Here is a 13,490-nt window from a genome sequence, read left to right as displayed (position 1 = left end):
TTCAGGAGCGCCGTCATGGCTCTGACCCTTCCCCTCGAACTTGCCGCCAGTACGGGCGCGTTGATGGCCTATAGCGCCTTCGTGCTGGTCTCGTCGATCACTCCCGGCCCGAACAACACGATGCTGCTGGCTTCGGGCGTCAACTTCGGCCTGCGCCGTACCGTGCCGCATCTGCTCGGCATCTGCATCGGCATGGTGGTGATGATGGTCATCGTGGGGTTGGGCCTGGGCTCGGTGTTCACGGCGATTCCGTGGACGTGGAGCGTGCTGCGCGTGGCGGCCACGGCCTATCTGGTCTGGCTGGCGTGGAAGCTGGCCACGGCCGGCGGGCTGCAGGACCGCGAGGTGGCGCGGCCCATGACTTTCCTGCGCGCGGCGGCGTTCCAGTGGGTGAATCCCAAGGCGTGGGTGATGGCGGTTGGCGCGTGCAGCGCCTATGTGCTGCATCCCAACCTGTGGACCAATGCGGCCCTGATGGCGGTGCTGTGCGGGGTGGTGAACCTGCCAAGCATCACCACGTGGGCGGTGTTTGGCGCGGCGTTGCGCCGCTGGCTGGCGAATCCGCGCGTGCTGCGCGTGTTCAATGTGACGATGGCGTTGCTGCTGCTGGCATCGCTCTGGCCTATCCTGGGCGCCCACCCGCACTGAGCGCAGCGCGGGCAGACGGGGCTTCAATGGCCCCGGTATCGTTCAGACCAGGGCGCGGATGGCGCCGAGGTTGCGCCAGTAGCCCTTGACGTCCATGCCGCAGCCAAAGACGTAGCGGTCGGGCACCTTGAAGCCGCAGAAGTCGGGGTGCATCGGCTTGAGCTTGGTCAGCGTCTTTTCGCACAGCACGGCGGCGTGGAATTCCCTGGCGCCCATGTCCATGATGCGCTGGCGGATGGCCGCCATGGTCTCGCCTTCGTCGAGGATGTCGTCAAGCACCAGCACCACACGGTCCTTGACCGATTCGCGAGGCGCCACGCGCCATTGCATCTCGCCACCCACCGTCTTGTTGTTGTAGCGCGAAAGGTGGATGTAGTCGAATTCCAGCGGAAACTGCAGCTTGGGCAGCAACATGCCCGTGAACACCACGGCGCCGCCCATCACGGACAGCACCAGCGGGAAGTCGTTGCCCATCTTGTCGGTAATCTCGCTGGCCATGCGGTCCAGCGATTGCTGCACCTCTTCGGCGCTGACGATTTCCTCGGAGCTGGCCCAGAGTTCGCGGGCCTGTTCGACGGTCATCATGATCGGTGTCCTGTTACTTGTCTTTTGCGGGAATCAGTGTCGGGAGCGGGTCAGCGGTTGAAGAGGCCCTTCATGCCGCCCTTCATGGCACCCATCTGGCGCATCATCTTCATCATGCCGCCGCCCTTGAGCTTCTTCATCATGCCCTGCATCTGGTCGAACTGGTTCAGCAGGCGGTTCACTTCCTGCACCGGCACGCCGGCGCCCGCGGCGATGCGGCGCTTGCGGCTGGCCTTGATCAGTTCGGGCTTGGCACGTTCGGCGGCCGTCATGCTGTTGATGATGCCCTCCATGCGGCGCACCTGCTTTTCGGCCTGGTCCATGTTGGCGCCCTGCGCCTGCTGCGCGAACTGGGCCGGCAGCTTGTCGACCAGGCTGCCCAGGCCGCCCATCTTCTTCATCTGGCCGATCTGCGCCTTGAAGTCCTCAAGGTCGAAACCGCCGGTCTTCTTGATCTTCTTGGCCAGCTTCTCGGCCGCTTCCATGTCCACGCCGCGCTGGGCTTCTTCCACCAGCGCGAGGATGTCGCCCATGCCCAGAATGCGCTGGGCCATGCGATCCGGATAGAAGGGTTCCAGGCCGTCGAGCTTTTCGGCCACGCCGACGAACTTGATCGGCCGGCCGGTGATGTGACGTACGGACAACGCGGCACCGCCCCGGGCGTCGCCGTCCAGCTTGGTCAGCACCACGCCGGTCAGCGGCAGGGCATCGTTGAACGCCTTGGCCGTGTTCACGGCGTCCTGGCCCAGCATGGCATCGACCACGAACAGGGTTTCGGCGGGCTTCAGTTCGGCGTGCAGCGCGGCGATTTCCTGCATCATCGCCTCGTCGATACCAAGGCGGCCGGCCGTATCGACGATCAGCACGTCGTGGTAGTGCTTGCGGGCCCAGTCCAGCGCCGCGCGGGCAATGTCCACCGGCTTCTGGTCGGGCTGCGACGGGAAGAAGTCCGCGCCCACCTGTTCGGACACGGTCTTGAGCTGGGCGATAGCGGCGGGACGGTACACGTCGCACGACACCGTCAGCACCTTCTTCTTCTTGTTTTCCTTGAGCCACTTGGCCAGCTTGCCGGACGTAGTGGTCTTGCCCGCACCCTGCAGGCCGGCCATCAGGATCACGGCCGGCGGCTGGACGTTCAGGTTCAGCTCGGTAATCTTCGGGTCGGCAATGGCGTCGTCGCCGCCGATGATTGCGGTCAGCTCGCGCTGCACCACGCCCACCAGGGCCTGGCCCGGGGTCAGGCTCGTGACCACATCCTCGCCAAGCGCCTTTTCCTTGACGCGGGAGATGAAGTCACGCACGACCGGCAGCGCCACGTCGGCTTCGAGCATGGCAAGGCGCACTTCGCGCAGCATCTCGGCAGTGTTGGCCTCGGTCAGTCGGGCCTCGCCGCGCATGGTCTTGACGACCCGCGCCAGGCGTTGTGTGAGGTTATCCAGCATGGCAGAAAAGGGGAGGAAATCGGCTTGAATGCGGGGCGCAGCCGGCTCGGGCAGGGGCGGTGTGGCGGGAATCCCATCGCCAGAACCACCCGTGATGGCACTAAGGTAAACTGCGCAAATGGCCATTGTACTGTATGCCTTGACGGCAATTCTCTACTGCGGCCTGGCCTTTCACGGCTGGGCGACGCGCAACCCGCAACTGGCGGCAGCCGGCGGGGCCACGGTCGGGCCATCCGGGCGTCCCGGAGCCGGCGCGACGGCCGTGCTGATGCCATCGCCCACGCCCAACGGCGGGCGCACCGACGGCCAGCCTGCCTGGTGGCATGGGCTGGTCATGGCCGCACTGGTCAGCCACGGCGTACTGCTGCACGAGACCATTTTCCCGGCAGACCACATGATGTTCGGGTTTGCCTTCGCGCTGTCGGCCATGCTCTGGCTGGGGGTGGGCATCTACTGGATAGAGAGCTTCTTCTTTTCGCTGGCCGGACTGGGGCTGATCGTGTTTCCGGTGGCGATGCTGGCAAGCCTGATGCCGCTGGCGTTTCCGGGGGCGCAGATCCTGGGCTACGCGGCGCGGCCGCTGTTCAAGCTGCATTTCGTGATTGCCAACGTGGCCTACGGGCTGTTCACGCTGGCCGCCTTCCATGCTTTCCTGATGCTGCTGGCCGAGCGCCGGCTGCACGGTTTTACCCGACCCGCGGCGGGCGAGCCCGCGTCCGGGCAGTGGCTGGGCCGCTGGCTCGACCTGCTGCCGCCGCTGCTGACGCTCGAAAAACTGCTGTTTCGCCTGATCGCTGCCGGCTTCGTGCTGCTGACGCTGACCATCGCGTCGGGCTTCCTGTTCTCCGAGCAGCTGTTCGCCCGGGCGTTCCGGGTGGATCACAAGACCGTTTTCGCGATCATTTCCTGGCTGATGTTCGGGGGTATCCTGATCGGCCGGCATTTCCGCGGCTGGCGCGGCCGCACGGCATTGCGCTGGGTCATTGCATCGTTCGGCATCCTGTTGCTGGCCTATGTGGGCAGCCGCTTCGTGATCGAGGTGGTGCTGCACCGGATCACCTGACCGGGGTCCGTCGCCCCTTCTCCATCGTCCCTTCCCCAGGCCAACCCGTTCCTGTATTTCCGATCCATGGCAAGAATCTTCATTTTGCTGGCCGTCGTGCTGGGCGTTCTCTGGTGGCTGCGCCAGCGCGCCAGTGCGCGCCAGGATTCCGGGCCGGCGCGGCGCAATGCCGCCGGCGGCCGCGAACCGGCCAGTCCGGACGCCAGCCAGCCGATGGTGCAGTGCGCCCATTGCGGCGTACACCTGCCGCGCACCGACGCCATTGCGTGGCAGGGGCAGCACTACTGCCGCCGCAGCCACCTTCCGGATTCGGCCGGCGAGGGCGGGGCATGATGCGCCGGGCGTCGGTCTGGTCCCGGCTGAGCGGCTGGCATACGCTGGTCGATCTCTGGCGCCAGCCCGAACCGCCCGACTTCCACTGGCGCCTGCTGCGCTATTTCTGCTGGACCCGCGCGGCCGTGGCCGTGCTGCTGCTGGGCTATGCCTGGCTGCCGCTGGAGCGCGCCGCTGCCGGCGTGACCGTGACCGACCTGGCGGCCACCGCGCGCACGGCCGCCGCCATCCCGGTGGTGGTGCCGTATCTGTGCATCGCGCTGGCGACGCTGCTGGGCACGCTCTGGCGGCGCCATTTCCATGTGCGCGTGCGGGTGCAGGTCATCGTGGACCTGGCGCTGCTGGCCGCCATCTATGTGGTGCTGGGCCGCAGCGGCAATCACGGCGAAGGTCTGGCGATGATCTTCCTGCTGCCCGCGCTGGAGGCCGGCGCGCTCACCAGCCTGATGTTCGCGCTGCTGACCGCCGCGGTGTCGGCCATGCTGGTCATGGCAAATCCGTTCGTCCAGACCCTGCTGGTGCGCCAGGCCGATGCCAACCTGCTGGGCTCCGGCCTGTTTGGCCTGGTGTTCATGATTGCCGCGCTGCTGATGTATATGCTGGCAAACCGCCAGATCGCGCAGGAGCAGCTGGCGCTGGCACGCGAGCAGGAACTGCGCATGCAGCAGCTGGTGAACCGGCTGATGGTCAACGACATGCAGGACGGCGTGATGCTGGTGCGGGCCCACGGTGCCGTGGTGGCCGCCAACCCGGCGGCATTCGTGCTGCTGGGCGTGCAGCCGCACGAGCGGGTCAGGCAGGGGCAGGTGCGGGCCGGCGAGCGCGAGAACGTGCTGTTCGACCTGCGGCGGATTCCGCGCCTGCAACCGCTGATGGAGATGTTGCGCGACTGGATCCAGCGCAAGGACGATGTGCCGCGCATCCTGCAATTGCTGCCGTTGCCGTCGCGCCCGTCGGCCAGCCGCGCGCCGATGCTGCACACCCGCCTGCGCCTGCGCTTCGTGCTGCCTGGCCTGGCGGGGTTGCGGGCCACCCTGAACGGCGTGTCGTCGCTGGGCGGCGATACCATGGGCCTGCATGACATGTCCGCCGAAGGCGCCGCGCGGCTGCGCCTGGCGATTGCCCAGAACGAGGCCATGGCCTGGAGCCCCGAGGACGAAACCCTGCTGCGCAGCGAAATGCGCGACACGGTGCTGGTGCATATCGAAAGCTGGGAACGGATCGCCGAACAGGTGCAGCAGGAAAAGCTGGCGGCGATGGGCCGGCTGGTGGCCAGCGTGGCGCACCAGATCCGCAATCCGCTGGCTGCCATCAGCCAGGCCAACGAACTGCTGGCCGATTCTGGCGGCGGCGAGGGCTCGTCGATCGATGCCCGGCTGCTGCGCATCATCAGCGACAACGTGCGCCGGCTGGACCAGGTGGTGTCCGACGTGCTGCAGCTGTCGCGCCGCCCCAAGGCGGGCCATAGCGCGGTGGATCTCGGCCAGGCGCTGCCCGAGATCGTGGACCGCTGGCGCCTGGAGATGCGCTCGCGCGCCGGTGCCCGCGCCGAGGTCAATCCCAATGCGGTGCGCGTGGTCGTGGACCTGCAGGGGCCGGTCATCTTCGATGCGTCCCAGCTGCAGCAGGTGCTGGGCAACCTGCTGGACAACGCCTGGCGCTACTGCAGCCGGCTGCCGGGATCGATCCGCCTGCTGGCCCACGCGCTGGACCAGCACCACGCCGAACTGATCGTCTGGAACGATGGGGCGGAAGTCACGCGCGAGCAGCAGCGCAGCCTGTTCGAGCCGTTTTTCACCAGCAATCCGCAGGGCACCGGGCTGGGCCTGTTCATGGCGCGCGAGCTGTGCGGCGCGAACGACGCCCAGGTGCGCTATGGCGCCATCGTGCTCGATGCGTTGCTGGACCGCACCGGGATGCTGGGCGGTGGGGCTCGCGATACACTGCCGGCCAAGGCATTCGTGCTGACGATGCGCATCGAGACCCCCGACGTGGTCGACGCGGCCATCGCCGGCTAGTTCGCATCGCAAAAACAACAACCGGACATTCCATCGTCATGCCACCCAGACCGCCCGCCCCCGCTCCGATCCTTGTCATCGACGACGAGGCCGACCTGCGCGAGCTGCTGGACATTTCGCTGCGCCGCATGGGCCATGACGTGGTGATGGCCGGTTCGCTGGCCGAGGCGCGCCTGCGCCTGGCCGAGCGCCGCTACAGCCTGGTGCTGACCGACATGCGCCTGGGCGACGGGTTGGGCATCGAGATCGTGCGCCAGTTGTCGGCGTCGCCCGAGCGGACACCGGTGGCGGTGATCACGGCCTACGGCAGCGCCGATAACGCCGTGGATGCGCTGAAGGCCGGCGCGTTCGACTACATCGCCAAGCCGGTCTCGCTGGAACAGCTGCGCACGCTGATCCTGAACGCGCTGGGCCGCCAGCAGCGCGCGCCGGCCGATGGCGGCAGCCCGGCCGAGTCGCCCGAACTGGCCGACCGCGCGGCGCAATTGCTGCCAGGCGTGTCGGCGGCCGTCAACGAGGTGCGGCGCTCGTTGTCACGGCTGGCGCGCAGCATGGCGCCGGTGGTGATCAGCGGGGAGTCAGGCAGCGGCAAGGAACGCGCCGCACGGGCCATCCACGCCATCAGCGCCCGGTCGGCGCATCCGTTCGTGGCCGTGAACTGCGGCGCGATTCCGGAAACGCTGATGGAGTCGGAATTCTTCGGCCATGTGAAGGGCGCCTTCACCGGCGCCGACGCCGAGCGCGGCGGGTTCTTCCAGGCCGCCCACGGCGGCACGCTGATGCTGGACGAAGTGGCGGACCTGCCGCTGGCCATGCAGGTCAAGTTGCTGCGCGCGCTGCAGGAACGCCGCGTGCGCAAGATCGGCGCCAGCAGGGAAGACAGCGTCGACGTGCGCGTGATGTGCGCCAGCCACAAGGACCTGGCGGCAATGGTGGCGGCCGGACTGTTCCGGCAGGATCTGTATTACCGGCTCAACGTGCTGGAACTGCGCATGCCCACGCTGCGCGAGCGCGGCGAGGACGTGCCCGTGCTGGCGCACGCGATCCTGGAACACCTGGCTACCCGCTATGGCGACGCGCATCCCAAGCGGCTGTCGCGTGCCGCGCTGGAACGGCTGACGGCGTACCCGTTCCCGGGCAACGTGCGGGAACTGGAAAACCTGCTGGAGCGCGCCTACGCGTTTGCGGAGACCGACGAAATCGCCGTGGCCGACCTTGGGCCGCTCGACGCCGGCATGGAGCGCGCAAGCCTGTTGCAGACCGGCATGTCCCCCATGCCGGCTGGCGCGCCCGTGGCCGCACCGGCCGGCTATCACGCCTGGGGCAGCCCGACGACATGGCCGGCCACCGGCGCTGCGGCGCCGGGTGGCGTATTCCCGGAACTGGCGCCCGAACCGGGCTCGGATGACGGCGAGGCCGGGCAGGGCGGCGACAGCGTGGCGACCGACCCGCTGGGTGCGGCGCTGGCCGACCTCGATTTCCCGATCGACCTGCCCGCACGGCTGGAAGCGGTGGAGCGCGAGCTGATCCTGCGCGCGCTGCGCCAGACCGGCTTCAACCGCACGGCGGCCGCGCCGCTGCTGGGCCTGAACTTCCGTCAGCTTCGGTACCGCATCCAGCAACTGGGTATTCGCGACGAACGCGATGGCCGGGACGGCCGCGATGCCGCCGACGATGGCGAATCGGTGGCCGAGGGCGAGGGACGCGGCGATGCGTGACGCTACCGGCGCCCACGACTTCATGCCTGACGCAGACGGCTGGGTGCCCGCCGCCCGGCGCGTGCCGTCGCCGAATTTCGATGCAAGGCCCGATGGCGCGCCGCTCGACGTGCTGGTCATCCACAACATCAGCCTGCCGCCCGGTCAGTTCGGCACCGGCGACATCGAGGCGTTCTTCCAGAACCGGCTCGATGCGTCGCGCCATCCGTTCTTCGAGACCATCCGCGATGTGCGCGTGTCGGCCCACTTCCTGATCGCCCGCGACGGCGAACTGGTGCAGTTCGTGGCCTGCACGCAGCGCGCGTGGCATGCGGGGCAGTCTGCGTTCTGCGGACGCCAGCGCTGCAACGACTTCTCGATCGGCATCGAAATCGAGGGCGCCGACGACCAGCCGTTCACGCTGGCCCAGTACGACACCGCCGCCGCGCTGGTGACCGCGCTGCGCGCCGCCTACCCGATCCAGGGCATTGCCGGGCACAGCGATATCGCGCCCGGACGCAAGACCGATCCGGGCCCGCATTTCGACTGGCACCGGTTCGCGGCGCAGGCGGACCTGCCTGCGGAACTGCTGCCGTATCGGCACGGATGACCCAATCTGTGTAGGGATAATCACTGTGTTGCACAAACGCCGCAAAACGCGCGGTGGCATCAAAACGGTGAATGTGGCGCCAACAAAACCCCGCGTCCCGCAGGTTGTCATCGCACTGAAAAATACCTGTGCAGTTACGTGAACGCCGCTTCATTTCGGCGCAATGGCGGCTACAATCGCGCCCCGGCGGTCGCAGGCGCGCCCCATCCTGGGTCACCTATCGGTGATCCATTCCCATTAAAAAATTTTCGAAATTTTGTGCGCCACCGAACGTGACGCCGCGAAGCCTTGAGGCAGCGCGCTTTGCGGGAATGTGGCGCCGCCGCACCGGCCCGCCCAGACCCCGCGCCGCGCTTGTCAAGACTGGTCTTGCTGTCTCTTTTCACTATACTTAGGCCCAGTTTTGAACGGCACCACAACATCTAGTGGTGCCGCCGGGGGTCCGGCCCGGAAGTGCAGAAAACGTCGCGGCAGCATGCGGCATCTACTGCAGATGGGTTAGCGGGGCCGGCGCAGCACCGAAAGTCCCTAGCAAAGTGTTCGCACGAGCAGTTTGGTTCGCATCTGGCATGGCCTGAATCAAGTGACTAGTACAGCGCATTTTGCTAGGGACTTTGTCGTCTCAGTACAAGAACAGCAATATTCATTTCAGGGTTAATACCGGAGTTACCTCATGCAAACGGCCCAAAACGAACAACAAACCACCGGCGTGACTGGCGCAACTGGCATTGGTGGCGCAGCAGCCGGTAGCTCGCAGCAGAGCCCTGCCGCCGCAGGCGTTTCGTACCAGGACTACAAGCTGATCCGCCGCAACGGCTCGGTGGTGGCGTTCGAACCGAACAAGATTGCCGTGGCCGTGACCAAGGCCTTCCTGGCCGTCAACGGTGGCCAGGGTGCGGCATCGGCCCGCGTGCGCGAGCTGGTGGAGCAACTGACGCAGTCCGTGGTGCGCGCGCTGGTGCGCAGCCGCCCGAACGGCGGCACCTTCCATATCGAAGACGTGCAGGATCACGTGGAACTGGCGCTGATGCGCTCGGGCGAGCATGAGGTGGCCCGTGCCTACGTGCTGTACCGCGAAAAGCGCACGCAGGAGCGTGCCCAGGCCAACGCGCAGGCCGTGGCCCGCGTGCAGGAAGCCGGCGCGTCGTTCAACGTGACCGACAATGGCGCCACCCGTCCGCTGGACCTGGTGGCGCTGCACGCGCTGATCGACAACGCCTGCAGCGGCCTTGGCAATGCTGTCAGCGCCGAGCCGATCCTGAAGGAAACGCTCAAGAACCTGTACGACGGCGTGCCGATGACGCAGGTCTACGACTCGGCCATCCTGGCCGCGCGTACGCTGATCGAGAAGGACCCGGCCTACAGCCAGGTGACCGCCCGTATCCTGCTGCACACGATCCGCAAGGAAATCCTGGGCGCCGAAGTGACCCAGACTGAAATGTCGACGAAGTACGCCGAGTACTTCCCGAAGTTCATCGCCCGCGGCATCGAAGCCGAGCTGCTGGACGAAAAGCTGGCCACGTACGACCTGACCCGCCTGGGCGCCGCGCTGGATGCCTCGCGCGACTTCCAGTTCAACTACCTGGGCCTGCAGACGCTGTACGACCGCTACTTCCTGCACGTTGACGAAGTGCGCATCGAAATGCCGCAGGCCTTCTTCATGCGCGTGGCGATGGGCCTGGCGCTGGAGGAAAAGGACCGCGAAGCCCGCGCCATCGAGTTCTACCAGCTGCTGTCGTCGTTCGACTTCATGTCGTCCACGCCGACGCTGTTCAACTCGGGCACGCGCCGCTCGCAGCTGTCGTCGTGCTACCTGACCACGGTCTCGGACGACCTGGAAGGCATCTACGAAGCCCTGAAGGAAAACGCGCTGCTGTCGAAGTTTGCCGGCGGCCTGGGCAACGACTGGACCAACGTGCGCGCACTGGGCTCGCACATCAAGGGCACCAACGGCAAGTCGCAGGGCGTGGTGCCGTTCCTGAAGGTGGTCAACGACACGGCCGTGGCCGTGAACCAGGGCGGCAAGCGCAAGGGCGCGGTCTGCGCGTACCTGGAAACGTGGCACCTGGACATCGAGGAATTCCTGGAGCTGCGCAAGAACACCGGCGACGACCGCCGCCGCACGCACGACATGAACACGGCCAACTGGATTCCGGACCTGTTCATGAAGCGCGTGATGGAAAACGGCGAATGGACGCTGTTCTCGCCGGCCACCTGCCCGGACCTGCACGACAAGGTCGGCAAGGCATTCGAGCAGGCCTACCTGGGCTATGAAGCCAAGGCTGCCAACGGCGAACTGAAGCTGTTCAAGAAAGTGCCGGCCATGCAGCTGTGGCGCAAGATGCTGGGCATGCTGTTCGAGACCGGCCACCCGTGGATCACGTTCAAGGACCCGTGCAACATCCGCAGCCCGCAGCAGCACGTGGGCGTGGTGCATAGCTCGAACCTGTGCACGGAAATCACGCTGAACACGAACGAGAGCGAAATCGCCGTGTGCAACCTGGGTTCGGTGAACCTGGTGGCCCACCTGAAGCAGCAGGCCGACGGCACGTACGTGCTGGACCACACCAAGCTGCAGAAGACGATCCGCACCGCGATGCGCATGCTCGACAACGTGATCGACATCAACTACTACGCGGTGGAGAAGGCGCGCAATTCGAACCTGCGCCACCGTCCGGTGGGCATGGGCATCATGGGCTTCCAGGACTGCCTGCACGTGCTGCGCACGCCGTACGCCAGCGACGCCGCCGTGAAGTTTGCCGACACGTCGATGGAAGCGGTCTGCTACTACGCTTACCACGCGTCGACCGAACTGGCCGAAGAGCGCGGCCGCTACAGCACCTACCAGGGTTCGCTGTGGGACCGTGGCATCCTGCCGCAGGACTCGCTGAAGCTGCTGGCCGACGAGCGCGGCGGCTACCTGGACGTGGACCTGTCGTCGACGATGGACTGGGACAGCCTGCGCGCCCGCATCAAGCAGCACGGCATGCGCAACTCGAACTGCATCGCGATCGCCCCGACCGCGACCATTTCGAACATCATCGGCGTGTCTGCCTGCATCGAGCCGACGTTCCAGAACCTGTACGTGAAGTCGAACCTGTCGGGTGAATTCACGGTGGTGAACGACTACCTGGTGCGCGACCTGAAGGACCGCGGCCTGTGGGACGAAGTGATGGTTGCCGACCTGAAGTACTTCGACGGTTCGCTGGCCCGCATCGACCGCATTCCGCAAGAACTGCGCGACGTCTACGCCACGGCCTTCGAAGTGGAGCCGACCTGGCTGGTGGAAGCCGCAAGCCGCCGCCAGAAGTGGATCGACCAGGCCCAGTCGCTGAACATCTACATGGCCGGCGCATCGGGCAAGAAGCTGGACGACACGTACAAGCTGGCCTGGCTGCGTGGCCTGAAGACCACGTACTACCTGCGCACGATCGCTGCCACGCACGTGGAGAAGTCCACCGTGACGCGCGGTTCGCTGAACGCGGTGTCGTCGGGTGCCGACGGCCAGTCGGGCATCGACGCGGCTGCCGCCTCGGCCCCGGCCATGCCGGAAGCCGAAGGCGCGGTCTGCACGATGCGTCCGGGCGACCCCGGCTTCGAAGAGTGCGAAGCCTGCCAGTAAGACATTGAGTCACCCTCGGGCTGCTCCCCTTTCCCGCCGTGCGGGAGAGGGGCCGGGGGAGAGGGCGAGCGTATCGGATGCCGACGCGCAGCCGCCAAGCCGCCCCTAATCGAATTTTCGGAGAACACAACATGCTGAGCTGGGACGACGACGTTCAAGCCACGCCGCAAGCTGCCCCGCAGCCTGCCCTGCAACCCGCCGTGCCGTCCGCCACGGTCGACCAGCAAGGCGTACTGCCGCCGGCCGCCACGGCGCCGTCGGGCATCCTCGGCAACAACCCGAACGCCGCCGCCGCCCAGAGCACGCGCCGCGTGAACGCCGCCGACAAGCGCGTGATCAACGGTGCCACCGACGTGAACCAGCTGGTGCCGTTCAAGTACAAGTGGGCGTGGGAAAAGTACCTGGCCGGCTGCGCCAACCACTGGATGCCGCAGGAAATCAACATGTCGCGCGACATCGCCCTGTGGAAGGACCCGAACGGTCTGACCGAGGACGAGCGCCGCATCATCAAGCGCAACCTGGGCTTCTTCGTGACGGCCGACTCGCTGGCCGCCAACAACATCGTGCTGGGCACCTACCGCCAGATCACGGCGCCGGAATGCCGCCAGTACCTGCTGCGCCAGGCCTTCGAGGAGGCCATCCACACGCACGCGTACCAGTACATCGTGGAATCGCTGGGCCTGAACGAGGCCGAGATCTTCAACGCGTACCATGAAGTGCAGTCGATCCGCGACAAGGACGAGTTCCTGATCCCGTTCATCGACACCCTGACCGATCCGTCGTTCAAGACCGGCACGCCCGAGAACGACCAGAAGCTGCTGAAGAGCCTGATCGTCTTCGCCTGCATCATGGAAGGCCTGTTCTTCTACGTGGGCTTCACGCAGATCCTGGCGATGGGCCGCCAGAACAAGATGACCGGTGCCGCCGAGCAGTACCAGTACATCCTGCGCGACGAATCGCTGCACTGCAACTTCGGCATCGACCTGATCAACCAGATCAAGCTCGAGAACCCGCACCTGTGGACGCCCGAGTTCAAGGCCGAGATCACCGAGCTGTTCAAGAAGGCCGTGGACCTGGAATACCGCTACGCCGAGGACACCATGCCGCGCGGCGTGCTGGGCCTGAACGCGCCGATGTTCAAGGGCTACCTGCGCTACATCTGCAACCGCCGCTGCCAGCAGATTGGCCTGGAGCAGCTGTTCCCGAACGAGGAAAACCCGTTCCCGTGGATGAGCGAGATGATCGACCTGAAGAAGGAACGCAACTTCTTCGAAACGCGTGTGATCGAGTACCAGACCGGCGGCGCGCTGTCGTGGGACTGATTGGTACTACGTACCAAGCACCATCGATTGAAGGGTCGGCTGCACGGCGGTAACTACATGCATTGAACAGTCCACGCAGCCAGGACGGGTGAGGAGCGGCCATCGGGTGAGAACCCGGTGGCCGTTTTTCTTTGGGGGCGGGGTATGGCT

The 13,490-nt window shown here is 66.2% G+C and carries 10 protein-coding genes; 8 read left to right on the top strand and 2 right to left on the bottom strand.

Going from position 1 to position 13,490, the window contains the following annotated elements; translation table 11 throughout:
• Positions 1 to 15 precede the first annotated feature (15 nt).
• Positions 16 to 648 (top strand): LysE family translocator, encoded by a 633-nt coding sequence (locus tag A9J21_RS04660; RefSeq protein ID WP_066732358.1) that lies wholly within the window; start codon positions 16 to 18, stop codon positions 646 to 648.
• 42 nt (positions 649 to 690) lie between these two features.
• Here A9J21_RS04660 and A9J21_RS04655 read toward each other — a convergent pair whose 3' ends face one another.
• On the bottom strand, positions 691 to 1,233 hold the full coding sequence (locus A9J21_RS04655; RefSeq protein WP_066732357.1) for a hypoxanthine-guanine phosphoribosyltransferase: 543 nt from the start codon (positions 1,231 to 1,233) through the stop codon (positions 691 to 693).
• A gap of 50 nt (positions 1,234 to 1,283) precedes the next feature.
• On the bottom strand, positions 1,284 to 2,675 hold the full coding sequence (ffh, locus tag A9J21_RS04650; RefSeq protein WP_066732355.1) for a signal recognition particle protein: 1,392 nt from the start codon (positions 2,673 to 2,675) through the stop codon (positions 1,284 to 1,286).
• A gap of 118 nt (positions 2,676 to 2,793) precedes the next feature.
• On the opposite strand from ffh, the gene A9J21_RS04645 reads away from it, so the two are divergent.
• The 7 genes from A9J21_RS04645 (at position 2,794) to A9J21_RS04615 (ending at position 13,340) form a co-directional block, all read left to right on the top strand.
• Positions 2,794 to 3,738: an inner membrane protein YpjD gene (locus A9J21_RS04645; protein WP_066732354.1), complete on the top strand. Its 945-nt coding sequence runs from the start codon at positions 2,794 to 2,796 to the stop codon at positions 3,736 to 3,738.
• A gap of 66 nt (positions 3,739 to 3,804) precedes the next feature.
• On the top strand, positions 3,805 to 4,071 hold the full coding sequence (locus tag A9J21_RS04640) for a PP0621 family protein (RefSeq protein ID WP_066732353.1): 267 nt from the start codon (positions 3,805 to 3,807) through the stop codon (positions 4,069 to 4,071).
• Positions 4,068 to 6,089 carry a PAS domain-containing sensor histidine kinase gene (locus A9J21_RS04635; RefSeq protein WP_066732352.1) on the top strand — a complete coding sequence of 674 codons (2,022 nt, stop codon included), beginning with the start codon at positions 4,068 to 4,070 and terminating at the stop codon, positions 6,087 to 6,089. Before A9J21_RS04640 ends, A9J21_RS04635 begins: the two co-directional genes overlap by 4 nt.
• A 38-nt stretch (positions 6,090 to 6,127) precedes the next feature.
• On the top strand, positions 6,128 to 7,807 hold the full coding sequence (locus tag A9J21_RS04630) for a sigma-54 dependent transcriptional regulator (protein ID WP_066732350.1): 1,680 nt from the start codon (positions 6,128 to 6,130) through the stop codon (positions 7,805 to 7,807).
• A complete protein-coding gene (gene ampD / locus A9J21_RS04625; RefSeq protein WP_066732349.1) occupies positions 7,800 to 8,396 on the top strand; it encodes a 1,6-anhydro-N-acetylmuramyl-L-alanine amidase AmpD in 597 nt (198 codons plus the stop codon). The genes A9J21_RS04630 and ampD overlap by 8 nt, the downstream gene beginning before the upstream one ends.
• Before the next feature lie 673 nt (positions 8,397 to 9,069).
• Positions 9,070 to 12,018 carry a ribonucleoside-diphosphate reductase subunit alpha gene (locus A9J21_RS04620; RefSeq protein WP_066732348.1) on the top strand — a complete coding sequence of 983 codons (2,949 nt, stop codon included), beginning with the start codon at positions 9,070 to 9,072 and terminating at the stop codon, positions 12,016 to 12,018.
• Positions 12,019 to 12,149: 131 nt separating this feature from the next.
• Positions 12,150 to 13,340 carry a ribonucleotide-diphosphate reductase subunit beta gene (locus A9J21_RS04615; RefSeq protein ID WP_066732347.1) on the top strand — a complete coding sequence of 397 codons (1,191 nt, stop codon included), beginning with the start codon at positions 12,150 to 12,152 and terminating at the stop codon, positions 13,338 to 13,340.
• Positions 13,341 to 13,490 lie beyond the last annotated feature (150 nt).

The sequence above is a fragment of the Cupriavidus sp. D384 genome (assembly GCF_001652915.1).
GTDB lineage: Bacteria > Pseudomonadota > Gammaproteobacteria > Burkholderiales > Burkholderiaceae > Cupriavidus.
Note: the sequence above shows the minus strand (reverse complement) of the source record. Positions and strands in the feature narration are given on the sequence as shown.